Origin of the sequence: Domibacillus enclensis, assembly GCF_900156125.1 — a bacterium.
Lineage (GTDB): Bacteria > Bacillota > Bacilli > Bacillales > Domibacillaceae > Domibacillus > Domibacillus enclensis.
The window spans coordinates 111,329-136,297 of sequence record NZ_FTLX01000002.1; the positions used below are offsets into that span (position 1 = coordinate 111,329).

A 24,969-nucleotide genomic window follows, 5' to 3' on the forward strand; every position below is an offset into this window, starting at 1 on the left:
TTACGGGTGAATGGGGGAGTAAGGGATGTACAAAAAGTGGCTCACAGTATTGTTATCTGCACTAATGGTTTTTGTTTTATCTGCATGCAGCGCACAGCAGGCACAGAATCAGGAAGAGGAAGACACAGGCGCGGATGGAGGCAAGGTGAATCTGCGCATGGTCTGGTGGGGTTCACAGGAACGGCATGATGCTACATTAAAGGTGCTGGACCTGTACAAAGAAAAAAATCCGAATGTTACGTTCGAAACAGAGTTTTCTGGCTGGGAAGGGTACTGGGATAAGCTTGCGACACAGTCTGCTGCCCAAAACGCACCGGATATTATTCAAATGGATGCCCAGTACCTGCAGGAATATGCAACACGCAATCAGCTGGCGGACCTTTCTGAAGGCATCAGCATCGAGGATATGGATGAAACACTGGCTGACTCCGGCAAGGTAAACGATAAATTGTATGCGGTTCCACTTGGCAATAATGCGTTTGGTCTAGTGTACAATAAAGCTGCTTTTGAAAAGTTGGGTGTAGCGGCTCCAGAAGCAGGATGGACGTGGGATGACATGTTTGCGCTGGCAAGAGACGTACAGCCGAAGCTTGAAGATGGAAAATATGCGATTCGCGACTTTACGTACGATCCCGGCGTTTATGAAATGTACCAGCTCAGCAAAGGCAAAGGCCATTTAACGACAGAAGACGGCGAATTTAACATCGATAAAGAAACGTGGAAGGAATGGATTTCCACTTTTGAACAGCTGCGCAATGAAGGTGTTGCTTCTCCAGCTGAAATGACAGTGGCAGAGGTGGAATACGATCCGAAAGGCGACTTGCTTCTAACGGACGCTGTTTTAATCAAACAAAGCTTTGCGGCGCAATTCCCAAGCTATGACAGTGTAAAGCCAGGCGCTTATGGTCTAGTGAAAGCACCAGGGGATGTTGAAGCAGGCGGCTATTTAAAACCGTCGATGTTCTGGTCGGTAAGTGAAAGCTCCAAACAAAAGGAAGAAGCGAAAAAATTCATCGACTTCTTTATCAATGATCCGGAAGCAGCTGAAATTTTAGGCGTATCACGCGGCTTGCCGGTTTCGAATCAAATTTTGGATTCGATGAGTGAAGGATTCACAGATTCCGACAAAGCACAGCTTGAACTGGTTAATAAGACAGCAGAAGACGCACAGCCATTTAACGGCGGACCGCAAGGCTGGGGTGACTTCCAAAACAACGCCTACAGACAGGTTGGCGAACAGCTCATGTTCGGTGTAATTGAGCCGGACCAGGCATTTGAAGAATTAAAAAGCCAGTATGAAGAAATAAAAGGACGGTAAGGTGAGGCGGATGAAATGGATTCTGATGATCGGCAGCCTGCTCTTGCTGTCCGGCTGCCAGGCGGCTGCATCGAACGAGGACCACATCAACATTCTCTTTTTTGCTGATGAAATGATGGGGAAAGAGAAAGAAGTCGAACAGCTTTTAATGGAACGAACCGGGCCGGACCAGCCGGTTGACGTCTCTATTTATCCGCTCTCACGCGAAAAATTTTCTGTTCTCTTAGCTGAAAGAGCCGGTGATGTCTATGTGACAGAGCCGGCTTTCGTGCAAGGACTGCTGACACAAAACGGACTCACACCGCTCGATGAACTAATGCCGCCGGACGTGCAGGACGACTACACGGAAAACAGGAAAACAGGCGAGCGGCACCTTTATGGACTGCCCGTGCAAAGAGCGAATTCCATTTTTGCATCGCTAAAAGGAGAACTACCGGATGAGATGACGGCTATTTTGCCGTCATTTAGTGCAAAGCAGGAAGAAAGCAAGGCAGTGCTGCGCGGCATGCTGGACGATGGAAAGGAGGAGGTGCTTGAATGAACCAAGGATATGTAACCGGAACACTTTACACAGGAATGGAATGGATCTCTAGAATCGTTTACGTGAATGCACTATGGCTTTTATTTACCTTGATGGGCGGCGTTATTTTCGGCATCAGCCCGGCGACCGCGGCGTTATTCAGCATCACGAAAAAGTGGGTGAATGGGGAAGAGGTACCAGCCGTTTTCACGCAGTTTTGGCAGGAATACCGGTTTTATTTCTGGAGAAGCCAAAAAATCAGCTTTGTGTTTGGAGTAGCGGGTATACTGCTTTTTATTGACTGGCACTTTTTCTCGCAGAGACAGTCTAACATGAATTTGATCGGGAAAATGCTGACGGTTCAACTCATTCTATTGTATGCTGCCCTTCTTTTTTACATTTTTCCGGTTTTTGTGAACGGCGAGTACAAAATGAGCCGGGCGCTTAAACAAGCAGGTTTCCTCGCCCTGCAGGCACCGTTTAAAACGATTTTCGGACTGGGAAGTGCGGCGGCGCTGTTGCTTTTGTTCATCACCATCCCGGCTGTTGCCCTGCTTTGCGCCGCCAGCTCACTGGCGATGTGGGTATGGTTTTACACGGAAAGGGTGATCGCCGATAAAACATGGCCGATCGCCGGAAAAATAAAATAAACGCCGATAAACACCCCGCTAACGCCGGTAAAAAATGATATCAGCGTTAGCCCAATGGATATCAGCGCAACAGAAAATATATCGGCGATAGAAGACTCCTTTTAAAGGGGTCTTTTTTGTTCTGAATCAGTTAAGTCCTAAAAGTGCAAGAATTGTTCTTTTGATAAAATGAGAATCCTTTATAATCACTTTATAAGCGCTTACATTTTAGCTAAAAGAATCCTGCATGAAGAAAAGAGGCGATTGTATGTCAGCAGTATCGAATAGGACAGCAGAACCATCGAGGAACCAGTTTGTGAATCGGTCAAAGCTATGGCAGATCGGCTTTTTTGCCTTAAATAACACGGCCACAAACCTGTATATGTTTGCAATGGGCTTTATTTCGTATTATGCGACAGGTATCGCCGGATTGACCGTGGTGATCATCAGCACTCTGTTAACCGCCATGCGCATTTTTGATGGCATCACAGACCCGATTATCGGCTATTTTATTGACAAAACAGAATCGAAGTTCGGCAAGTTCAGGCCATTTATGATTTTAGGAAATGTGATTCTGGCTGTGACGGTGCTGCTTATGTTTAATATCACCCACGCCCTTCCAGAAGCATGGCGGCTTCCGTTTTTCATCCTGATTTACGCTGTGCACATTGTCGGCTACACCTTTCAAACCGCCTGCACCAAAGCGGCACAAACCGTCCTTACGAATGATCCGAAGCAGCGGCCGGTTTTTTCCGCCTTTGACGCAACATTCAACACGATTTTATTCGTCGGCGGACAGTTTTTAATCGCGTCGGTTTTAGTTCCGAAGCATGGCGGCTTCACGGCGGGCTTTTTCGCAGAGTTTAACACGATCGCCATTATCGCATCTGCTGTGTTCACCATTTTAGCGGTGATCGGTATTTGGGAAAAAGACCGACTCGAATATTTCGGCTTTGCAGAAAAAAATGTGAAAACAACGTTTAAAGACTATTGGCCAGTCATTCGACGCAACCGGCCGCTGCAAATGCTCGTGATCGCAGCTGCAACGGATAAGTTGGCTGGACAAGTGATCCGGCAGCCGGTTGTACCTGTCCTGTTTTTCGGCTTGATTATGGGCGATTATGCACTGAGCGGTACAATCTCACTGATCACCGTCGGCCCCACGCTGCTGCTTACCTTTATCGGAATCGGCGTTGCCCGCAGCCGTGGACTGAAAATGTCGTTTGTCGGGGCCACGTGGGGAGCGCTCATTACTTACGCGCTGCTGTTTCTTCTTCTCGTGATCGGCACGCCGACCGACATCTCCCTGTCAAACTGGGGATTCATGACGATTGCGTTTCTTCTATTATATATACTTGGCAACTCGTTTATGGGCGTTACAGGCAACATGGTCATTCCGATGATCGCCGATACGACCGACTACGAATCACACATTACCGGCCGCTACATTCCGGGCATGATCGGGACGATTTTCTCGTTTGTGGATAAATTGATTTCGTCTCTTGCCACAACAATTGTGGGATTGATCCTTGCGGTGATCGGCTTTAAAACAGCATTCCCGGAAGTGGACACGCCACTCACACCCAGCTTGTTCTGGGTCGGACTGTTCTTCATGCTCGGCATTCCGATGCTCGGCTGGATCGCATCCATCATCGCCATGAGATTTTACGAGCTCGACGATAAGCGGATGGCTGAAATTCAAGAAGAAATCGCAGGTGTAAAACAAATTCTCGTTGATAAAAAGGAAATTTCCATTCCGGTAGATGAAAAGTAACCTCGGAACGGCGCATTTCCCGTGATTAAGGCGTATTTCCCAGGATTACGGCGCATTTCCCGAAAATAACGCGCATTTCCCAGAGTTACGGCGCAATTCCAGCCGAATTGCGCCGTAATCTATATAATTGCGCCATCATCGAGGGGTTTTACTGCTTCCTCCAGCTGCCGGGGGAAATACCAGCCACTTTTTTAAAGACGCGGGCAAAATAAGCAGCGTCGTCAAATCCGCACTGGCCGGCAATGTATTCAATCGAAGCGGTGTCCTTTTTCAAAAGCCGTTTCGCTTCCTGCACACGAAGACTGTGAACATACTGAACCATCGTCGTGCCGGTTTCTTTTTTAAACTGCCTCGCTAAATGAGACGGATGGATGTGCAGCGATTGAGCAAGCGCAGCGGCATCGAACGGCTCAGCATAGTGTATGTGCAAATAGCGAATGGTTTCTTTGATCAGCATCGAATAGCCGGCCAGCTTGTTTTCAGCCACAAGCTGACAGTACTCGTCGCCCATCGATTCCTGCAGCTGGTCCAGCGTATGCAGGCTGTTCAGCCGTTCAATGGCGATAGCGAATTTTTCAGACAGCTGGTGCAGCAAAACCGGCGGTGCCCCTCCGCGTTCTGCGGCCAGCCGGAACGTTGTATTTAAAATAATTAAACTGTTTTTTGCGACACGCAGCGGCTTGTTCGGAAACCGGTTGGAGAAATCAAATAAGCTGTCTGCTTTTTTAGTCACCGAGACGAGGGCAGCGGCATCGCCGTCTTCAATGGCCTGCATCATCTCATTGCTGACGGCATAGCGGAGGTTGATTAAGGAAGCTGCCGCTGTCTCATCAGCCGAATAAGGGGAATCAGACGGAGCGCTGCCGCCATTAATGGATGAAAGAGTGACGGGCTCCATTTTATTTAAGTGCATCAGCACATTGGCGATGCTTTGCCGCGTGGCGCGGTTTAAAATCGGCAGTCCCCGCATCGTTTGCTGATTTAAATGTGTGGCCGAAGGGTCCGGCATCTGCGTTAAAAAAGGACCGGCCGCAAGAACCGTACCGGCATCGTAGTAGCCGCCAATGTAAGCAAAAGGCTCGTCATGCCAAAAGTGACAAACAGCCGGCTGTTCAATTACCGCAGCTGATAATGACTGAAAGGCATCTTCATTCAGCCGGTCGGGAATGTCGTGCGGCGCATGAAGCATCAACAGCCGGCCAGACGGGTCGAGCGCAAATATATTTAAATGAGTCAGCTGAAAAAGGGTCATAACAGCAGACGATAATGGAAACGTATCACTCATAAATGATCACCTCGAAGTTAAAATTGTATAAGAAATGCAAGTATCGTTCTGTTTCATCTTCAGTATAAAACGTATAATCACGAATGTAAACACTTACAAAAAAGGGAGTGCTCGGTATGTTGTACCCAATTTTAACGGAAACCCGTGCAGTAATTGATTTAAATGGCATCTGGTCCTTTAAGCTCGACAGCGGGTCCGGCTTTGACGAAAAATGGTTTGAAGGTGGCTTAAAGGAAACAATGAGCATGACGGTTCCGGCGTCCTACAACGACGTCGGAGCAACGGCGGACATTCGCAACCACGTCGGCTGGGTATGGTATGAGCGTGAGTTTTCCGTTCCCGCTGCCCTGCAGCAGGAGCGAATCGTTTTAAGGTTCGGCTCTGCTACGCACAAAGCGAAAGTATACGTAAACGGCGAGCTCGCGATGGAGCATACCGGCGGATTTACGCCGTTTGAAGCGGAAGTCAATGACCTGCTGCAAAAAGGGAAAAATCGTCTGACGGTCGCTGTGAATAATATCGTCGATGAAACGACACTGCCCGTCGGCCACTACACGGAAAAGGAAGTGGAAGGCATTGGCAAGGTCGTGAAAAACAGCCCGAATTTCGACTTTTTCAACTACGCAGGTCTTCACCGCCCGGTTAAATTGTACACAACGCCGAAAACGTTTGTAAAAGACGTAACGGTTGTGACAGAACTGGATGGAGCGGTTCACTACCAGGTGGAAGCGGATGGGAATGTCACCGTTCAAGTAGTGGACGAAGGCGGAAAAACAGTAGCGGAAGCGTCCGGTGCTGAAGGGACCGTTCACATTCCTGATGTCACACTATGGGAGCCGCTGAATGCTTATTTATATACACTCCAGATTCGGATTACAGAAAAGGGAGAAACCGTTGATGTGTATGAGCAGCCGTTTGGCGTGCGTACGGTTGAAGTAAAGGATAGCCAGTTTTTAATTAACGGCAAGCCATTTTACTTTAAAGGCTTCGGCAAGCACGAGGATACAGCAATTCACGGGCGCGGCTTTGATGAAGCGGCGAATGTCCTGGATTTCAATTTGATCAAATGGATCGGCGCCAACTCATTCCGGACCGCGCATTATCCGTATTCCGAGGAAATGATGCGCCTGGCGGACAGAGAAGGAATTGTCGTCATCGACGAAACACCGGCGGTCGGCGTTCACTTAAATTTCGCGGCGACGCTGTTCGGGGCCGCAGAAAAGCGCAATACGTGGGCGCACATCGGTACGAAGGAAGCGCATGAAAAGGTGATCCGTGAACTCGTTGCCCGTGACAAAAATCATCCGTGCGTTGTGATGTGGTCCGTCGCCAACGAACCCGCTTCCGAAGAAGAAGGGGCGCTTGAATACTTTGAACCGCTCGTGAAGCTAACAAAAGAACTCGATCCGCAAAAACGTCCGGTCACCATTGTCACGCACTTATGGTCGACACCGGAAACCGATAAAATTGCGGAAATCATCGACGTGCTGGCCTTGAACCGCTATTACGGCTGGTACGTAGACAGCGGGGATTGGGACATGGTTCGCCTCAACATGCGGAAGGAATTCGATGGCTGGCGGAAGCGCTGTCCGGGCAAGCCGATCATGTTCACTGAATATGGAGCTGACACTGTCGCCGGCCTTCACGACATTGACCCGGTCATGTTCACCGAAGAATTCCAGGTCGAGTACTACCGCGTCAATCACGAAATTTGTGACGAGTACAACGAATTTATCGGCGAGCAAGTGTGGAACTTTGCCGACTTTGCGACAAGTCAGGGCGTCATGCGTGTGCAAGGCAACAAAAAGGGTATTTTCACCCGCGACCGCAAGCCAAAAGCCGTCGCTCAAGATTTGCGCCGACGCTGGACAGAGATTCCGGAGTTTGGCTACAAGAAATAGCCATTTGACTGGTTTGGCGTATTTCCCAGGATTATGGCGCATTTCCCGAGATTACGGCGCAATTCCAGCTCAGTATGGCGCAATTATTCAAATTAGGGCGCAATTCACAAGGAATTGCGCCCTATTCCATATAATTGCGCCATTATTTTTGTTTGAAAAGAAATGGAATCTGTGTGATAGTAAGAGAAAAGGAAAGGAGTGGAAATGTGAGAAAGTCCATCTGGCATCAAAAAGTTGAGGCCCTTTATCACCGGCTGCCGCCAGCCCATCCTCGTTTTCAAGAAGTAAAAAAGGAACTGGCCAAGTGCAATGCAGGGCTGGAGGGAGAGAAACGGCTTTTGTATTTTTTATCCGAAATCAACGAATCCTACAGAATTCTTCATGACATCCGTCTTCCATCCGCGAACGGCACCACACATGTGCAAATCGACACCATCGTCATTTGTCCATCCATCATCTTTCTCTTCGAAGTGAAACACATCTCAGGAACACTCCTATTCAACCGGTACACGAATCAAATGACCAGAAATGATCAAGTATTCGGCGATCCGATTACGCAGGTTCAGCGCCAGGAACACTTTTTTGCCGAGTGGCTGCCGAAGCCGATGCCGGTCTTGTCCGTCGTTGTTCTCAGCCATCCGCAGGCAAAGGTGGAATTCCAGCCGGTGGATTCTCCTGATCGTGCATACGTACTTTATCCAACAGACATCCGCCAGCGCATGGAGGAAAAAATCAACGGCCTGCCAGCCATGTTAACGAAAAAAGAAACGTTCGAATTCGCTAAAAGACTAGCCGCCGCCCACAAGCCATTTGACCAAGACATCTTCCACGTATTTCACATTCAGCCGTCCGATCTTCTCCCGGGTATTCATTGTCCCAAATGCGGAACATTGACCGTCATCAAGGTTAAACGGCACTGGGAATGCAGCCGATGCCAGCTTCTATCGAAAACAGCCCCGATCCAAGCCCTCCATGACTACACGCTGCTTGTCGGCACAGCCATCACCAACCAGCAACTGCGCCGGTTTTTAAACGTCGAATCGCGTTCTGTTAGTGAAAAATTATTGAAGAAGTGCCGGGAAGACTCGATCGGAACAACAAAAGGGTTTGTTCACATGATGAAAAAGCCGTCCTCCTGATGAGATGACGGCGCAATTTCCCGGGATTACGGCGCATTTCCCAAAGGTAAGGCGCAATTCACATGGAATTGCGCCGTATCCTCCATAATCGCGCCAAACCGTCAAAAGGTTAGAACCAGTCTCCGTAGCCGAGCTTCCGCAAATGATCAGCTGAAATCTTCAAGCTGTCAAACGGATCGCGGCCGTACGTGTCGTCCTGCTCGACGAAGAAATATTCCACGCCGCTTTCGAGTCCGGCTTGAATCATCGGCGGGAAGTCGAGGTTTCCTTCTCCCACTTCAGCAAACTCAATCAAGTTGGCAAAGGAGGTGAAGAAGTCCTTCATGTCATCCGGCATCTTCAAGGAGCCGATCCGGTAATCCTTTAAATGAAGAAGGGACACGCGGCCTGCGTACTGGCGAATGATGTCGACGGGGTTGGCGCCGCCGCGCTGAATCCAGTGCACATCGAGCTCAAAGCCGAGCCGGGTCGTGTTGTTTTTGATGATATCGAGCAAGTAGTCGCCGTCGTGCTTTTGAAATTCAATATGGTGCGTATGATAATACAAGCTGATGCCTTGTTCAGCTAATCGTTCCGCAAACGCTTCGGCTTTTTCGATAAACGCCATCACGGATTCTTTCGTTTCCATTGACGCAAGCGGCATCATGCCGATTCGCAAAAAGCGGCAGTCGAGCGTTTTGCAGTCTTGAACAATTTTGTCGAAATCGTCTGTTAATGTTTCACCGCCTGCTCCGGGTACCATTGGCTCGACGGCGGCGGTCAGTGCTGCGATGTCGATGCCAAAATCAGCCGATGCCTGCTTTAACGCTGCGACGTTTTCCTCGGTCATCGGAATCTGTGACACTTCCACGGTCCGGTAGCCGAGATCATAAATGCGGCGCATCGTTTCGTATACACCGATTTCCTCCACTTTGCCCTTGAGCATCATCATTTGAACGCCAATTTTGCCCTTTGTCATTTCACAGCCGCTTCCGCTTCGATTTTTTTCGTTAACTCAGCGAAGTACAGCTCTTCATCAATCGGCAGCTCGACTTCTTTTTCCAGCCAGCTTGACAGGTGAATCGCATTGGCCAGCGACACACCATGGATGCCGTCACTGCCTGGTGCGATTAATGGCTCACCCTCTAAAATGTTGGCCGCGAAATTCCGCAGCACTTCCATATGCTGGCCGCCCCATACACTTTCAAATTCGATGACCTCTTCCGTGTAAATGTTAGACACGTCGCCGCCCTTCATAATTTCGGCCACATCCTGCATCGTCATCGTACCGTTTAATTCCGGCTCGGGCTTTTGCAGACGCTTAATGGTCAGCGTTTTGCTGTCATCGACGACAATTTTGCCTTTATCACCTAAAATTTCAAACCGGTCCGTGCCAAGAATGTCGTGCGTACACGTAATGAAAACGCCTGTTGCTCCGTTTCCGTAATCAAGCAGCGTGGTCACTTCATCTTCAACCGGAATGTTGCGCTGATAGCCGTATTTCACATTCGAATACACTTTTTTCGGCATGCCGCAAATCCATTGAAGAAGGTCAATCTGGTGCGGCGCCTGGTTGACCAACACGCCGCCGCCCTCGCCGTTCCACGTCGCACGCCATGCGCTTTGCTCATAATAGCTTTGCGGACGCCACCAGGTTGTAATGATCCAGTTTGTCCGGCGAATGGCGCCAATCTCGTCCTGATCGATTAATTCCTTTAACTTGCGGTACAGAGGGTTCGTCCGCTGGTTAAAGAAAATACCGAACGTTACATCCGGCTTCGAAGCAGCAACCTCGTTCAATTCACGCACCTGCTTTGCATACACACCAGCCGGCTTTTCAACGAGTGCATGAACATCACGCTTGAGCGCTTCAATCCCCATTTCCGGATGAAGGTAGTGAGGCACAGTCGTGACAACAGCATCAATGTCACCGCTTTCAAGCATATCGATATAATTGTCGTAAAAAGGAACATCCGGATAAACGTCTTTTTTCGCCGGATCAATATCACAAATGGCGCCAATCGTCATATTCTCAATTTTTCCATCGGCAATAAATCCCGCATACGTGCTCCCTTGAGTACCAAGTCCAATAATGCCTAAACGTACTTTTTTCATCAAATGTGGCCTCCTTTTTTTCATTACATTTAGTGTAGCCCATATTAAAGGAAACCTCACTGCCCGGACGTGCTTCATTTCATGATAAAATTGACTCAAATTGATTTTATATGTAAAAAGAAGTGCTTTCAAAAAAGCAATATGAGTCAATAAATAGCGGAGATTGAGCATGACAGGCTACTGTAAATCCGTCGTGCATCCCCTACAATAAAAAAGAAAACCGAGGTGGAAGACATGAATGACTGGCTGTACGCGAATTACCGGCACCGAACAATTGGCATGGAAGCAAATACATTCGACTTCCATTCACACGCACAGTTTGAAATTTATTGCTTCCACAGCGGAGATTGTAAATATTTGATTCGCAATGCTATATACGATTTGCAGCCGGGAGACATTATTATAATGGACGGTCTCACGTCACATCGCGCTAATCCGGCGCTGGGTGTTCCGTATGAGCGAAGCATCGTTCATTTTTCCGCTCAGTGGATCAAGCCGCTGATCGAGTCGATTGGCACACCGGAATGGCTGGCTCCGTTTAAGGAAATGAACAACAGCCTGCTGCGGGGCGGCGACGGGCCGGAGCGGGAAAAGATTTACGGTGCGATCAAAGAAATTGTCCGGCTGACGGAGGAACGGGTAGAGGCGGAAGCAGAGCTGAAGCTGTTAACGGCCACGATTCTCCTGAACATTTTCAAGCTGAGCAAGGGCGCCAACGACCGGCTTGCGATGCCGAAAAGCGAGAAGGATGTGCATGTGGAAAAAACAGCTGCGTACATTCAGCAGCATTTCCACGAAAAAATCACACTCGACCACATTTCGGCCGCTCTATCCATCAGCAAATTTTACTTGTCACGTGTGTTTAAGGAAGTAACCGGCATCACCATTATGGAGTATGTGATGGACTGCCGGCTGAATAAAGTGAAATATGAGCTGGAGATGAATCCGGAACGCGTTCTTTACGATATTGCGGTTGAATCCGGATTTGAAAGCCCCGCTCATTTCAGCCGTTTTTTCAAAAAGAAAGTCGGACTCACGCCATCTGAATACCGGCGAAGAAAAGGGGAGAGCTGAATGGAGTGTGTGAAAACCGGTGTGATCGGCCTTGGCAACATGGGATCTCATCATGCCCGGTCACTGGCAGAAGGAAAAGTGGCAGGTGCTGTTTTAACCGCTGTATGTGATCCGAGACCGGAGCGGCTGCAATGGGCCAGAAACGAGTTCGGCACGGGTATCGAGCTATTTCAGTCGGTGGATGAATTTCTGGAGCGGGCTGACATGGACGGAGTGTTAATCGCAACACCGCATTTCAGCCACCCGGACATCGCCATCAAAGCGTTTGACCAGGGACTGCACGTGCTGTGCGAAAAGCCAGCGGGTGTAGAAACAAAGTCTGTGCGGCTCATGAACGAAGCTGCCATGAAAAGCGGCAAGGTGTTCAGCATGATGTTTAATCAGCGGATGAACCCTGTTTATCAAAAGGTACGAGACTTGATTTTGTCCGGTGAACTCGGCGAAATCAAGCGGACCAACTGGATTGTGACCGACTGGTACCGGCCGCAAAGCTATTACAATTCCGGCGGCTGGCGTGCCACCTGGGCAGGAGAAGGCGGAGGCGTTATGCTTAATCAAGCTCCGCACCAGCTGGATTTGTGGGTATGGGCAACCGGCATGATGCCTGTCAGTGTGCACGCTTTTTGCTCGTTCGGCCGCCACCGGGAGATTGAGGTAGAGGATGAGGTAACCGCTTACGTCAAGTATGCGAACGGCGCCAGCGGCTTGTTCGTCACCTCCATTGCGGAAGCGCCGGGCACGAACCGGCTGGAAGTAACCGGAGACCGGGGCAAAATCGTTGTTGAGAATAACGAATTGCACTTCTGGCGTCTCCGTCAGCCGGAATCAGAATTTAACGAGAGCTGCACCGCTATGTTCGGCCAGCCGGAATGCTGGAAGGTGGACATTCCGATTTTGGGCGAATCACCGGAGCATACCGGGATTATGGCCAACTGGGCAGACGCCATTTTAACCGGAGCCGAGCTTGTCGCGCCGGGGCAGGAGGGCATTCACAGCTTGATGGTCACGAACGCCGTTTATTTATCCGCCTGGCTGGACGAGCGGGTGGAGCTGCCGATTAATGAAGAGTTATACAGCCAGCTGTTAGAGAAAAAAATGAATACATCGACATTTAAAGGAGTGGACAATCATGTCTAAAAAAGACGGAATGAATTACGCACCAAAAGGAAATGCAAATCGAGTGGTTGAAAAAGGAGAATTCGTTATCGCTGCCATGCGCCTGGATCACGGCCACATTTACGGTATGTGCAACGGCTTAACGGAAGCAGGCGCTGAGGTGAAATGGGTGTATGACCCGAATCCGGAGCGTGTCGCGAAATTTATCGAAGCCTACCCGGAAGCAAAAGCAGCCGAAAGCGAAGAACAAATTTTAGCCGACCCTGAAGTGAAGCTTGTCGCAGCTGCGGCGGTTCCAAACGAACGCGGCCCGCTTGGCTGCAAGGTAATGGAAAGCGGCAAAGACTACTTTACTGATAAATCTCCATTTACCACAATGGAGCAGCTGGAGCAGGCGAAGGAAGTAGCTGCCCGGACCGGCCAGAAATACATGGTGTACTACTCTGAGCGCATTCACGTTGAAAGCGCCGTATACGCCGGTCAATTGATCGAACAGGGAGCCATCGGCCGCGTGTTGCAAGTATCCAACTTTGCGCCGCATTTATTAAATGCCCCGTCGCGCCCGGACTGGTTTTTTGAAAAAGAAAAATACGGCGGCATCCTGTGCGACATCGGCAGCCATCAGATTGAACAGTTTTTATATTACACAGGCAACACCGACGCAGAAGTCGTGCGCAGCCAGGTGGCCAACTACACTGCACCGGACTACCCGGAGCTTGAAGACTTCGGCGACTGCATGCTCGTTGGGGAAAACGGCTCAACCCAATACTTCCGCGTCGACTGGCTGACACCGGACGGACTCGGCACATGGGGAGACGGCCGCGCCTTTATTCAAGGCACAGAAGGCTACATCGAAGTCCGTAAATACATCGACATCGCCCGCGATGGTGAGAGCGACCACGTCTACTGGGCAAATGGAGAAGGCACCTTCCACGAAGCCGTTAAAGGAAAAGTAGGCTTCCCGTTCTTCGGTGACTTGATCCTGGACTGCTTAAACCGGACCGAAAACGCCATGACCCAGGAGCATGCCTTTAAAGCGGCAGAGCTTTGCTTGATTGCCCAGGAAAAAGCGGTTCGATTAGCGTAAAAAAAAGCTGACGGCTGGATTCCCTGCTAGCATTAGGGGAATCCAGCCGTCTGCATTTTAAAAAAGGAGTGTCGTATAGTAATCATGTAGTCTATTCTAAAAGAGCTGTCTCTGTGAGACAATCTATCCTGCTTGCTAAGCTTAAAGCACTGGATTGTCCGCGTTGAGATCATTCCAAAAAACTCTCCAGATCATACGTACATCCGTTATGCCCCAGAACTTCCCGGTAAGATGGGTGAATTCCTTGATGAGAAAAAATCCTTTCTCACAAAACGTCAACTCCATGCGCTTGCTGCAAAATTCCAAAACCATTACCATCCTTATGCCCCGAATAGTTTAGCCCATCTCGCCAATCAGCGCCCATGTAAATAATCCAGCCCTCTTCCAAAGGTATTTGCCTATTAAAAGGAAAAAGTCAAAAAATCATTGACTTCGTCTTAAAAATCCGTTTATAATCGGATTAAGTTCTTCAATGCAAAACACTGTTCTATAATATAAAACAGACAACTTTATTTGCTTCGGACGCCGTTCTCCTTATCTACTTAATGTAAGCGCTTTAAAAATCATTATATCAAAGTAGCAAGTAAGATCAAGGGATTCGGATAAATTAAAGAACTTAGTTTTATAATGTAAAACAGTAAGGGGATGAAGAATAGTTTTATCGCAATACATTCTTACAATCAGGGGGAGAAAAAATGAAAAAATTGTTGATGGTAATGCTCAGTGCAGTCATGATCAGTGCAATATTTCTAGCGGGATGCGGTGGCTCGAACTCAAGCGGCTCAGGAGAAAGCGGGGCTGCTGAAGGAAATGAAGGGTCTGGAGAAAAACGAACACTTCGCGTCAGCATTGGTGTAAATGATAAGCACCCTGAATACGAAGCATCGATGAAATTTAAAGAGCTTGTTGAAGCAGAAACAGATGATTTAACTGTAGAAGTATACCATTCAGGGCAAATTGCCGATGACCGCTCGGCGATTGAAATGCTGCAGTTTGGAACATTGGACATCACCATTCCATCGACTTCACCTCTTGTCAACTTCTTGCCTGAATATGGTGTATTTGATCTTCCATTCACTATTCCAAATGAAGAAGTAGCAGATCAAGTGCTGGATGGGGAGTTTGGAACAAAGATGCTTGAAATGGTTGATTCACAAGGACTTGTAGGCCTTGCATGGTGGGAAAATGGATTCCGTAACTTAACAAATGATGTTCGTCCAGTTGGTTCTATGAAAGATGTGGAAGGACTAAAGATCCGTACGATGGAAAACGAAATTCACCTTGATGCATGGAAAGCACTTGGTGCGAACCCGACACCAATGGCGTTTACAGAATTATTTACAGCGATGCAGCAGGGAACAATTGATGGTCAGGAAAATCCGTATCCAACCATTTTGCTTAGCAACTACCCAGAAGTGCAGGAGCATATTTCAAATACGAACCATGTATACACACCGTTTATCTTCCTATTCAGTAAATCTATTTGGGAAGAGCTATCAGCTGACCAGCAGGATATCATCTCAAAAGCTGCGGTTGAAGCTGGACAGTTTAATCGCGAGCGTACACGTGAAGTAGCGGATGAATCTCTTGAAGAATTAAAAACACAAATGACATTCACTGAAGTGCCGGAAGAAGAATTCGCAAAATTCCAAGAAGCTGTACAGCCCGTAATTGAGAAGCATAAAGAATCGATTGGCGCCGATATTGTCGACGAATACTTGTCAGCGATCGAAAGTGCTAAATAATTTTGTGGAATGCGCCGGTTGTCACAAGATGACCGGCTTACTCTTAAAAGAAAAGAGGCGATAAAGAATGAAGGCAGTAAAATGGCTGGATGAAAACTTGGAAAAGTATATCTTGTTTTTTCTGACTACTGTTATGGTCGTCGTTGTATTTGTCCAGGTATTCATGCGGTATGTCATGTCAAACTCACTTTCCTGGTCAGAGGAGCTGGCCCGGTACTGCTTTATTTGGCTTATTTACATCGGCATTAGCTATGCGGTTAAGCATCATCGTCATATTAAGGTAGACGCTGCTCTTTTACTGTTTAAAGATAAAACAAAAATCTATTTTTCCGTTTTATCAAATGTCCTCTTTTTGATTTTCTGTGTATTTGTCGTCAGATATGGCTATGGGATTGCAGCACAATTGCTTGCATTCGGCCAGACAACACCGGCATTGCAAATTCCTACTGGCATCGTTTACATGGCAGCACCTGTAGGTATGGGACTCGCAGGTATCCGGCTTATTCAAAACATTATTAAAGATATTCAAGCAATTAGAACGTTCGATCAAACACAAGAACTGCCAGAAGATGCGGAACCTTACATAAGCCCGCGCCAGGAAAAAATTTAGAAAGGGGGAGCATTCATGGCTGGTGTATTGTTTGGTTCGTTTGCAGCTTTCTTATTTTTAACCGTTCCGATTGGAATTGCTATTGGTCTAGCGACTCTGTTCACAATTATTTATACAGGTGCTCTTCCGATTGAATTTTTAATGAAGGAGCTTACCACATCGGTTGATTCATTCCCGCTCCTAGCTGTTCCTTATTTTATTCTAGCTGGTGAAATCATGGGGAAAGGCGGAATATCCAGGCGCCTTTTTGATGTAGCCGATTCAATTGTCGGAAACAAAACAGGTGGCATTGCGATGGCGACCATTATTACATGTATGTTTTTCGCCGCTATCTCTGGGTCCGGCCCGGCGACGGTTGCAGCCATTGGGGGCATCATGATCCCGGCTATGGTTGAAAAAGGCTATGACAAACGATTTGCTACAGCTGTTGTTGCATCGGCCGGTTCCATCGGTGTCATCATTCCTCCTAGTATTCCAATGGTTATTTATGGAGTGTCCGGAAGCGTTTCGATTGGCGATATGTTCATCGCCGGTATTCTGCCAGGGATTTTGGTCGGGATTGCACTTATGGTGTACGCGTATATCCATTCGAAAAAGATGGGGTACACAGGCTCAGATCATAAAGCATCTATTAAAGGAATCGGTCAGGCGGTATGGAAAGCAAAATGGGCATTGGCAATTCCAGTGATTATTTTAGGAGGCATCTACGGTGGTATTTTTACACCTACAGAAGCAGCAGTAGTTGCGGTTGTGTTTGGGCTATTCGTTGGTCTTCTTCTATATAAAGAGCTGAAGCTAAAAGATCTGCCGCAAATTTTTGTTGATTCCGCATTGACAACAGCAACTGTTCTAGTGATTGTGGGTGCTGCAACAGCATTTGGACGTTTATTGACAATTGAACAAATTCCTAACAAAATCGCCAATGCCATGCTGTCCGTTTCAAGCGAACCAATTGTCATCATTATGCTGATTACATTGTTGCTGCTTATTGTAGGCTGTTTTATGGACACAATTGCAGCCATTATAATTTTGACGCCAATTCTATTGCCTGTAGCACTGCAAATTGGCTATGATCCGATTCATTTCGGTATCATTATGATCGTCAACTTGGCCATAGGCTTTATTACACCGCCGCTTGGCGTCAACTTGTTTGTCGGTGCTGGTATATCCGGCCTGTCATTGGAGCAGCTGTCCAAAGCGATTATTCCATTTTTCATTGCAATGTTGTTAACGCTGTTCATCGTCATTGTCATTCCTCAGCTTTCACTGATATTTTTATAAACAGAATAATCAAATAATTATTGACAGCGGTTTCATAAATGAACTACACTATAGTTGATTTTATATTGAAAAACTTAGTTTTATAATATAAAACAAATGGGGGTCGTCAAAATGAAAAAGAATAAATTTTTAGGCTTCATGACCGCTTCTTTAACAAGTGCATTACTTCTTGCCGGGTGTGGAAGTTCCGACGAGAGTGCTTCTGGAGGAAGTAGTGAAACGAAAGTCATTAAAGTAGCGAATTACTTTGCAGAAGATCATCCACAAAATGTTGCATTAAAAGAAAAATTTAAAACAATGGTTGAAGAAGAGAGCAACGGCGAATTAGAAGTTCAAATTTTCCCGAACAGTACCCTTGGCGCTGAGAAAGAATTTTACGATGGTGTTCGTAATGGCACAATTGAAATGGGGATCCCAGGATTGATCATGCAAGCGGATATTCCAAAAATGGGTGTGCCGGAATGGCCATTTTTATTTAAAGATTATGAGCATGTCCAAAAAGTGTTGAACGGATCCATTGGAGAAGAACTGACGGCTGATCTTGAATCTACTCATGGTGTTAAACCACTTGCATGGAGTGCCAATGGTTTTAGGATGTTTTCATCCAACAAAACAATCGACAGCATGGAAGCTTTCGAAGGATTTCGGTTAAGAATGCCGAACATTCCGAACTATATTACGCTTGGGGAACTTCTGGGAGCGAATGTAACGCCTCTTGCCATCTCTGAGATTTTTACGGCCATGGAACAAAAAGTAGTGGACGGACAGGATAACCCGATTGCAACAGTACGAGCTTCCGGCTGGTATGAAGTACAAAGCGACATTCTCGAGTCGAAGCACATGTTTAGTCCAAACCTGTTTATTATTAATAGCGATTTCTACAAAGGTTTGACTGAAGAACAGCAGCAGCTTATTGAAAAAGCATCAAAAGAAACAGCAGATTATGAGTTTGAGCTTATGGAAAAAAGCTACGAAGACGATAAAGCATTCTTAGAAGAAAATGGAATGAAATTCACAACACCTTCAGATGAATTTGCTGCGCAAATGGAAGAAGCTGCACAGCCGCTTTACGAAGACATTTACAGCGAATATGACTGGGCAGAGGATTTAGCTGATCGAATTCGAGCTGAAGCTGAATAACTCAGTTGGTCTTGAATAATACGTGCATTATTCAAGACCAACTATTTAACGCAAGGAGGAAAAAACCTTGATTAAGAAAATAAGTTCTTTCTCTCATAATCTGTTAAATGTTGCGATAGCTTTTTCATTGGCGGCTATGTCGATTGCGGTATTTGGAAATGTCGTACTCCGTTATGTATTTAATTCAGGGATTGTTTGGTCCGAAGAAATGTCGAGATATTTCTTTGTATGGATGGTGTTTTTAGGAGCGATTGCAGCTATGAAAGATAAAATGCACCTCGGTGTTGATATCCTAGTGAAAGCGCTACCTACGAAAGGGCAAAAGGTTTTCTTCCTGATCAGCAATGGCATTGTTCTTTACTTATTATGGCTGTTGTTAGAAGGAAGCTGGAAGATGACGATCTTAAATAAGAACAGTACGGGACCGGTCACTGGTATGCCATTATCTTATTTATTTGGCATTGGTATTGTCACAAGCATTTGGATGATGATCTTGATTATTTCTAACATAGTTGAAGCGTTTAAAGGTAAATCGAATGAATTCGTGCTGGTTGCTTCGACGGAAGAAGCGATACCGGATAGCGCGACTGACGAAACAAAAGCCCAGGCAAAATAGGTGCCGTAATAAGGAGAGGAGGGAGATTTTATGGTAGGTATTTTTCTTGGTTCATTGTTTGGAAGTCTGGCATTAGGTGTTCCAATTGCCTTTGCTCTTTTGGCAAGTGGTGTTGTTCTTATGTTTGTTATGGGAATATTCGACAGCCAGATTGTTGCTCAAAACTTAATTAATGGAGCAAATAACTTTTCGTTAATGGCCATTCCTTTCTTTGTACTGGCAGGTGAATTGATGAATGCCGGTGGAATTTCGAAAAGAATCGTCGAGTTCGCCATGGCACTTGTGGGACACATACGAGGCGGTCTCGGTTTTGTGGCTATTATTGCCAGTGTGTTATTTGCTGGCTTGTCTGGATCAGCAGTTGCCGATACGGCTGCACTAGGAGCAATCCTCATTCCGATGATGATTGCAAAAGGGTACAACGTAAACCAGTCAACTGGAATTATTTGTGCATCAGGTATTATTGCACCGGTTATTCCGCCTAGTATTCCAATGATTTTATTTGGTGTAACAGCTGGCGTATCTATTACAGACTTATTTATGGGAGGAATTATTCCCGGTATCATGATGGGATTGGGCTTAATGGTTGCTTGGTTCTTTATGTCACGAAAAGACAAAAGTGAGCTTCCGCCGAGAAAATCAATAAAAGAGATTCTCCAGGCTATTCAGCAGGCGAGCTTTGCACTTATGCTTCCGGTTATCATTATTGGCGGTCTGCGCGGAGGTGTTTTCACCCCAACAGAGGCTGCCGTAGTCGCAGCATTCTACGCCCTTTTTGTCGGTCTATTCATTTATAGAGAATTGAAGTTAACAGATTTGTACGAGGTATTAATTGCTTCAGCCAAAACGACAAGTGTCGTGATGCTAGTGGCAGCAGCTGCGATGGTATCTGCCTGGCTGATTACAGTGGCAAATGTTCCAACAGAAATTGCCGGATTAATGGGCGGGATGATCGATCATCCACTGCTATTGATGACGGTTATTATGATTTTGCTGCTTCTAATTGGTTTAGTCATGGATCTTACACCCGCTATTCTTATTTTTACACCTGTTCTGCTTCCTCTGGTCAAGATGGCCGGTATTGATCCAGTTTATTTTGGAATTGTCATGGTTATCAATTTGTGTATTGGCTTAATTACGCCGCCGGTTGGCACGGTATTGTACGTTGGCTGCGGAATAAGCAAAATCAGTTTATGGGATTTGACAAAAGGTATTTGGCCATTTTTGCTGGTCCATGCAATTGTTTTAGCATTGCTTATTCTATTCCCGCAAATTATTATAACCCCGCTTGAATGGATGAGTGAGTAAGGAGGAAAAGCGGATATGAACATATTAAATCAAATGTTAACAGACATCCCAATGCCGAAAATGGTGAAAGTCAGGCAGCATTTTCACGCACCTCAACTGGAAGATGTCGCTGGAGAAGTAAGAAAAACGTTGCACGAAACAAACGTGTTGAACCGCATTAATGAAGGGGATACAGTCGCTATTGCGGTAGGAAGCAGAGGGGTAGCTGATCTGCCTGTTCTTGTACGGGAAACGGCAGCCGAAATCAAAAAAGCCGGAGGGATTCCATTTATTGTTCCAGCAATGGGCAGTCATGGGGGTGCGACCGGTGAAGGACAGAAGGATGTGCTTGAGCAATTAGGGGTAACAGAATCTGCCTGCGGTGCGCCCATTCACTCCTCAATGGATGTTAAGAGAATAGGGGAGCTTCCAAACGGCCTTCCGGTTTATATTGATAAAAATGCGTATGAAGCGGACAAAATTGTTGTCATTAATCGGATTAAGCCACATACGGCCTTTCGCGGGCCGGTTGAAAGCGGATTGATGAAGATGATCACCATCGGCCTCGGTAAACAAAAAGGGGCGGAAGCGGCTCATGCCTACAGCTTTAAATATATGGCAGAGCATGTTCCGGAAATGGCGAAGATTTCTTTGTCAGAAGCACCAATTATTTTTGGTCTCGCTACAATAGAAAACGCGTACGACCGTCCGGCGAAAATTATTGCGGTGCCGGCGGAGGAACTTGAAAATGCAGAGCCGGATTTGCTGATCGAAGCAAAGTCATTAATGCCAAAAATCCACTTTGACCAATTTGATGTGCTCGTTGTAGATGAACTCGGCAAAGACATATCCGGTGATGGAATGGACCCGAATATTACCGGAAATTTTGCAACGCCTTATGCATCAGGAGGACCTGAAGTAACGCGGACCGTGGTGCTTGGATTAACGGAAAAAACAAATGGAAATGCAAATGGAATTGGCCTAGCTCATATGACAACAAAAGAAGTCGTTAATCAAATTTCCTGGGAAAAAGGCTATGCTAATGCACTGACCAGCACTGTCATTGATGTAATCAAGCTGCCGATGGTGCTGGAGACGAAAAAGCTGGCCGTTCAGGCAGCCATTAAAACGTGCAATGCTTTTGATTTATCAAAAGTGCGGCTAGTAAGAATTAAAAACACACTGGAAATCGGCCATATATGGATTTCAGAAAGCATGATTGAAGAAGCAGAAAAAAATACGAATCTAGATATTCTCTCAGCTCCAGAACCGCTGGTGCTTTAAAAAGAAAGGAGCCCATTTATGACTCATTTATATCCGTTAATTGATAACCATGTTAATCCATACCGGGACAATGTGCAGGGGAAAGCGAATGAACCGATTACGGTAGCCGGACTTCTTGATCGATCTAAACAGACTCTCGGTTCAACATACGAGGGAAGTAAGCCGGACTGGACGCTGGAGGAAATCTACATGCGTCTCGAAAAAAATGCGCCGCGTATCGCCATTATTGGCGGCTCTTCTGACCATCCTGCTCATATTATGGATTACCAGACGTCTGCACGGGCGGCGATCCGCATCTGGCAAAATGGAGGCGTTCCTTTTTATTTCTCTACACCTGTCATGTGTGACGGGACGGCTCAAAGCAACCAGGGCATGAGCTACTCTCTTCAAAGCCGGAACGCAGTTGCTCAAATGGTCGTCAATCAGCTGGAAGCGCACAGCTATCATGGTGCTTTCGTTATTCAAGGGTGCGACAAGCAGCCGCTCGGCGTCGTCAGTGCATTAGCACATGTGGACCGTGTCCGCCGGGATCGAGGTGAAGCACCATTTTTCGCTACATTCGCACCGGCACATGTCCTTGAAGGCGGATCTATTCCAGATGATGTCATGGAAGAGCTAGAAGTGCTGGCTAAAAAAGCGGAAGGAGAAGGGGCAGCAGATGTAGCACTCGATTTGCGTGATACAATGGCGTACATTTTACAATGCTCATCAAACACTGCCTTTCAAGGAGTATTTGAGCGAGCGTATGAACGGGGAATTTTAACAAAAGAGCAGCACAAATATTTTGAAATGCGTCTGGCTGTTGCTACGTGCGATGGGCAGGGCGGCGTATGTGCGTTTAATGGAACCGGCAACAGCTCGCGTCATTTAGTGGCAGGAATGGGTCTTGTTCACCCGGCAGTGGAATTACTGACAGACCCGCCGACACAGCGCCAGATCAACTCCGTGCTGGACAGCTTCGCAGGAATGATCAACAAAGAAGAATATGGGGTCGCCAATATTGTTGGCGCCAACATTAAAAATGCAATCCGGATTCACAGCGCATCGGGCGGCTCAACTAATTTGATGATGCATATGGTGGCTGGCATGCTGTATGCAGGATACAAATTCAGTCTTTGGGATTTAGACAAAATTCATCACGAGCACCCTATCCCTGACCTATTTGATTACAGCCTGACAGAAGGCCGCGATATTTACTCGCTTGCCATGCAATGCTGCAGTGGGACGAGCAGAGGAATGGAAACACTCTTTTACGAATTGCTGGAGCATGGTGTTCCAATGGATCAGGATGCGCCAACCGTTGCGGCAAAAACGTGGCGTGAGCGGCTAGTCATTACGAGAAGTCTCCAGGCAGCGAATGTGAAAGAAAACAAGGTTATTTTAGATACCCCACGCCGCAGCTTTAGCGGAGTAGATGTATTGAAAGGGAACTTTTTTGAAAGCGCGGTTGTGAAAATTAGCGGAATGCCGACACCTCAGCTCGATTTGTTCGACGATAAGCTTGCGTTCGTCCTGTATTATGAAAACGAAGATGATGCGAATAAAAGCCTACTTGATTCAGCACTGCTGTCCAGCATTCGCGACCAGCGATTATTCGCCCATGAGCTTCTCATTGCTTCATTAAAATACAACAGCAATGAAAATTGGCAGGAACATTATAACAAACCGTATAACGATCTTTTTAATTACATGGCGGAGGAAGGAATCTTGAAAATCAGCGTGGTCATTGCTGGACAAGGACCGGTGGCATTTGGGATGCCAGAAATGTTTACACCAATGCAACACATTAATGCAAACCGCGTTATGAAAAAAGTGGCGACGATCATTAGCGACGGACGGTATTCAGGCGTCACGTATGGAGCAGCTATTGGCCATATGACACCGGAAGCGTATGAAGGCGGCGGAATCGGCTTGCTTCAAACAGGCGATGTGGTTCATTTGCAGCTTCGGGAAAGGCGCATTGATTTCGTTCAAGTGGACAAGCTGCTGGCTGGTGAAATAGTTCATTCTTTCGATGAAGACCTGCAGCAGAAACGAAGCAGCCTTGCAGCAGAACGAAAGCAACGCATGAAAGGTCGTCAGAAAATGGTGGCGGCCAGCAACCGGATGTACGGCCACACGGATGCAGCAAACGGCGTTGTGCCGATAGCCGTCGTGGAAGATGCGGTTCTTGATTATGAAACAGACATTTTGCTGACCGGACAGAACGTTTCGATAAAGTAATCATGTGCGGGCTCGTCAAAAATCCGGTAAACTAAAGCAAATGACAACGGGAGTGAACAAAATGCCAATTATCCAGTCAGTGGAAAGAGCATTAAAAATATTGGATTTATTTGACGAGCGGGACCGTGAGTTAACGATTACAGAAATAAGTAAACGAATGAATTTGCATAAAAGCACGGTTCATTCTTTACTGAAGACACTTCAAGTGCAGCGGTACATCGCTCAAAATGATGAAACAGGAAAATATTCTCTTGGCTTTAAGCTTTTTGAACGAGGCAGCCTGGTCATAGGTCAACTGGATTTACGAATCATTGCCAGAAAGCATCTGGAAGAGCTTTCAGCGACGACAAATCTGACGGTACACCTAGTTGTCCTTGATGGACAGGAAGGCGTTTATATCGACAAAGTGGAGGGCAGCGGAGTCACCGTTGTGTACTCAAGAGTGGGGCGCCGAGTGCCGCTTCACACGAGTGCTGTAGGAAAGTCACTTATCGTGACAAAGTCAGACCAGGAGCTGAACCAGCTGCTTGAAGGGTATGAATACACAACCCCGACGGAAAAATCCATTCGGTCCAAGGAAGAATTTTTATCCGTCATTAAGCAGGCGAGGATTGCTGGTTATTCCGTCGACAATGAAGAAAACGAGCCGGGAATTTTTTGCATGGCAGTTCCGATTAAAGATTATTCGGGAAAGGTTATTGCAGCGATCTCGATGTCCATGCCCGCTTCAAAAATGAATGCAGAGCTGCTGGAAAAATACGTAGCAATGCTGAAAGAGTGCACAGCCAACATTTCACGGGAGCTTGGCTATGAATATCAAAAAATATAAAGGATGCTAGTCATCTT

21 protein-coding genes are annotated in these 24,969 nt (G+C 46.8%); 18 read left to right on the plus strand and 3 right to left on the minus strand.

Annotated features, from left to right (window positions below):
* Nucleotides 1-25: 25 nt before the first annotated feature.
* The 4 genes from BW952_RS04520 to BW952_RS04535 all read left to right on the plus strand — a co-directional run bounded on the left by BW952_RS04520 (nt 26) and on the right by BW952_RS04535 (nt 4,241).
* On the plus strand, nt 26-1,318 hold the full coding sequence (locus BW952_RS04520; RefSeq protein ID WP_045849314.1) for an ABC transporter substrate-binding protein: 1,293 nt from the start codon (nt 26-28) through the stop codon (nt 1,316-1,318).
* Nucleotides 1,319-1,328: 10 nt separating this feature from the next.
* On the plus strand, nt 1,329-1,859 hold the full coding sequence (locus BW952_RS04525; RefSeq protein ID WP_045849315.1) for a hypothetical protein: 531 nt from the start codon (nt 1,329-1,331) through the stop codon (nt 1,857-1,859).
* A complete protein-coding gene (locus BW952_RS04530; protein ID WP_045849316.1) occupies nt 1,856-2,488 on the plus strand; it encodes a YesL family protein in 633 nt (210 codons plus the stop codon). Before BW952_RS04525 ends, BW952_RS04530 begins: the two co-directional genes overlap by 4 nt.
* A 247-nt stretch (nt 2,489-2,735) precedes the next feature.
* Nucleotides 2,736-4,241: an MFS transporter gene (locus BW952_RS04535; RefSeq protein ID WP_045849317.1), complete on the plus strand. Its 1,506-nt coding sequence runs from the start codon at nt 2,736-2,738 to the stop codon at nt 4,239-4,241.
* Nucleotides 4,242-4,389: 148 nt separating this feature from the next.
* Here BW952_RS04535 and BW952_RS04540 read toward each other — a convergent pair whose 3' ends face one another.
* Nucleotides 4,390-5,526, minus strand: a complete 1,137-nt coding sequence (locus BW952_RS04540; protein ID WP_045849318.1) for an AraC family transcriptional regulator — start codon at nt 5,524-5,526, stop codon at nt 4,390-4,392.
* Nucleotides 5,527-5,642: 116 nt separating this feature from the next.
* Between BW952_RS04540 and uidA the strand changes: the two genes are divergently transcribed.
* Nucleotides 5,643-7,427 (plus strand): beta-glucuronidase, encoded by a 1,785-nt coding sequence (gene uidA / locus BW952_RS04545; RefSeq protein ID WP_045849319.1) that lies wholly within the window; start codon nt 5,643-5,645, stop codon nt 7,425-7,427.
* Between the two features lie 206 nt (nt 7,428-7,633).
* A complete protein-coding gene (locus tag BW952_RS04550) occupies nt 7,634-8,566 on the plus strand; it encodes a nuclease-related domain-containing protein (RefSeq protein WP_045849320.1) in 933 nt (310 codons plus the stop codon).
* A gap of 109 nt (nt 8,567-8,675) precedes the next feature.
* On the opposite strand, the gene BW952_RS04555 is transcribed toward BW952_RS04550, so the two are convergent.
* Complete coding sequence (locus BW952_RS04555; protein WP_045849321.1) at nt 8,676-9,524, minus strand: sugar phosphate isomerase/epimerase family protein; 849 nt, start codon at nt 9,522-9,524, stop codon at nt 8,676-8,678.
* Entirely contained in the window at nt 9,521-10,660 is a 1,140-nt protein-coding gene (locus tag BW952_RS04560; protein WP_175607564.1) for a Gfo/Idh/MocA family protein, read from the minus strand. Before BW952_RS04560 ends, BW952_RS04555 begins: the two co-directional genes overlap by 4 nt.
* 234 nt (nt 10,661-10,894) lie before the next feature.
* Here BW952_RS04560 and BW952_RS04565 point away from each other — a divergent pair, with 234 nt between their 5' ends.
* The 12 genes from BW952_RS04565 to BW952_RS04620 all read left to right on the plus strand — a co-directional run bounded on the left by BW952_RS04565 (nt 10,895) and on the right by BW952_RS04620 (nt 24,952).
* A complete protein-coding gene (locus tag BW952_RS04565; RefSeq protein ID WP_052698341.1) occupies nt 10,895-11,734 on the plus strand; it encodes an AraC family transcriptional regulator in 840 nt (279 codons plus the stop codon).
* Nucleotides 11,735-12,871, plus strand: coding sequence for a Gfo/Idh/MocA family protein (locus BW952_RS04570; protein ID WP_045849323.1), 1,137 nt, complete (start codon nt 11,735-11,737; stop codon nt 12,869-12,871).
* A complete protein-coding gene (locus BW952_RS04575) occupies nt 12,864-13,937 on the plus strand; it encodes a Gfo/Idh/MocA family protein (protein WP_045849324.1) in 1,074 nt (357 codons plus the stop codon). Before BW952_RS04570 ends, BW952_RS04575 begins: the two co-directional genes overlap by 8 nt.
* Before the next feature lie 695 nt (nt 13,938-14,632).
* Nucleotides 14,633-15,682, plus strand: coding sequence for a TRAP transporter substrate-binding protein (locus tag BW952_RS04580; RefSeq protein WP_045849325.1), 1,050 nt, complete (start codon nt 14,633-14,635; stop codon nt 15,680-15,682).
* A gap of 67 nt (nt 15,683-15,749) precedes the next feature.
* Entirely contained in the window at nt 15,750-16,292 is a 543-nt protein-coding gene (locus BW952_RS04585) for a TRAP transporter small permease (RefSeq protein WP_045849326.1), read from the plus strand.
* Nucleotides 16,293-16,307: 15 nt separating this feature from the next.
* Complete coding sequence (locus tag BW952_RS04590) at nt 16,308-17,573, plus strand: TRAP transporter large permease (protein ID WP_045849327.1); 1,266 nt, start codon at nt 16,308-16,310, stop codon at nt 17,571-17,573.
* 111 nt (nt 17,574-17,684) lie between these two features.
* On the plus strand, nt 17,685-18,713 hold the full coding sequence (locus BW952_RS04595) for a TRAP transporter substrate-binding protein (RefSeq protein WP_045849328.1): 1,029 nt from the start codon (nt 17,685-17,687) through the stop codon (nt 18,711-18,713).
* A 67-nt stretch (nt 18,714-18,780) separates the two neighbouring features.
* Nucleotides 18,781-19,329, plus strand: a complete 549-nt coding sequence (locus BW952_RS04600; protein ID WP_045849329.1) for a TRAP transporter small permease — start codon at nt 18,781-18,783, stop codon at nt 19,327-19,329.
* Between the two features lie 30 nt (nt 19,330-19,359).
* Nucleotides 19,360-20,637, plus strand: coding sequence for a TRAP transporter large permease (locus BW952_RS04605; protein WP_045849330.1), 1,278 nt, complete (start codon nt 19,360-19,362; stop codon nt 20,635-20,637).
* 15 nt (nt 20,638-20,652) lie between these two features.
* Nucleotides 20,653-21,900 (plus strand): nickel pincer cofactor-dependent isomerase, group 22, encoded by a 1,248-nt coding sequence (locus BW952_RS04610; RefSeq protein WP_045849331.1) that lies wholly within the window; start codon nt 20,653-20,655, stop codon nt 21,898-21,900.
* A gap of 18 nt (nt 21,901-21,918) precedes the next feature.
* Nucleotides 21,919-24,123 (plus strand): dihydroxy-acid dehydratase domain-containing protein, encoded by a 2,205-nt coding sequence (locus BW952_RS04615; RefSeq protein WP_045849332.1) that lies wholly within the window; start codon nt 21,919-21,921, stop codon nt 24,121-24,123.
* Between the two features lie 61 nt (nt 24,124-24,184).
* Nucleotides 24,185-24,952: an IclR family transcriptional regulator gene (locus BW952_RS04620; RefSeq protein WP_045849333.1), complete on the plus strand. Its 768-nt coding sequence runs from the start codon at nt 24,185-24,187 to the stop codon at nt 24,950-24,952.
* The last annotated feature ends 17 nt before the right edge of the window (nt 24,953-24,969 follow it).

Coding starts and splice junctions, on each gene's coding strand:
- BW952_RS04520 (WP_045849314.1), top strand. CDS start 26: ATGTACAAAAAGTGGCTCACAGTATTGTTATCTGCACTAATGGTTTTT.
- BW952_RS04525 (WP_045849315.1), top strand. CDS start 1,329: ATGAAATGGATTCTGATGATCGGCAGCCTGCTCTTGCTGTCCGGCTGC.
- BW952_RS04530 (WP_045849316.1), top strand. CDS start 1,856: ATGAACCAAGGATATGTAACCGGAACACTTTACACAGGAATGGAATGG.
- BW952_RS04535 (WP_045849317.1), top strand. CDS start 2,736: ATGTCAGCAGTATCGAATAGGACAGCAGAACCATCGAGGAACCAGTTT.
- BW952_RS04540 (WP_045849318.1), bottom strand. CDS start 5,526: ATGAGTGATACGTTTCCATTATCGTCTGCTGTTATGACCCTTTTTCAG.
- uidA (WP_045849319.1), top strand. CDS start 5,643: ATGTTGTACCCAATTTTAACGGAAACCCGTGCAGTAATTGATTTAAAT.
- BW952_RS04555 (WP_045849321.1), bottom strand. CDS start 9,524: ATGACAAAGGGCAAAATTGGCGTTCAAATGATGATGCTCAAGGGCAAA.
- BW952_RS04560 (WP_175607564.1), bottom strand. CDS start 10,660: ATGAAAAAAGTACGTTTAGGCATTATTGGACTTGGTACTCAAGGGAGC.
- BW952_RS04565 (WP_052698341.1), top strand. CDS start 10,895: ATGAATGACTGGCTGTACGCGAATTACCGGCACCGAACAATTGGCATG.
- BW952_RS04570 (WP_045849323.1), top strand. CDS start 11,735: ATGGAGTGTGTGAAAACCGGTGTGATCGGCCTTGGCAACATGGGATCT.
- BW952_RS04575 (WP_045849324.1), top strand. CDS start 12,864: ATGTCTAAAAAAGACGGAATGAATTACGCACCAAAAGGAAATGCAAAT.
- BW952_RS04580 (WP_045849325.1), top strand. CDS start 14,633: ATGAAAAAATTGTTGATGGTAATGCTCAGTGCAGTCATGATCAGTGCA.
- BW952_RS04585 (WP_045849326.1), top strand. CDS start 15,750: ATGAAGGCAGTAAAATGGCTGGATGAAAACTTGGAAAAGTATATCTTG.
- BW952_RS04590 (WP_045849327.1), top strand. CDS start 16,308: ATGGCTGGTGTATTGTTTGGTTCGTTTGCAGCTTTCTTATTTTTAACC.
- BW952_RS04595 (WP_045849328.1), top strand. CDS start 17,685: ATGAAAAAGAATAAATTTTTAGGCTTCATGACCGCTTCTTTAACAAGT.
- BW952_RS04605 (WP_045849330.1), top strand. CDS start 19,360: ATGGTAGGTATTTTTCTTGGTTCATTGTTTGGAAGTCTGGCATTAGGT.
- BW952_RS04610 (WP_045849331.1), top strand. CDS start 20,653: ATGAACATATTAAATCAAATGTTAACAGACATCCCAATGCCGAAAATG.
- BW952_RS04615 (WP_045849332.1), top strand. CDS start 21,919: ATGACTCATTTATATCCGTTAATTGATAACCATGTTAATCCATACCGG.
- BW952_RS04620 (WP_045849333.1), top strand. CDS start 24,185: ATGCCAATTATCCAGTCAGTGGAAAGAGCATTAAAAATATTGGATTTA.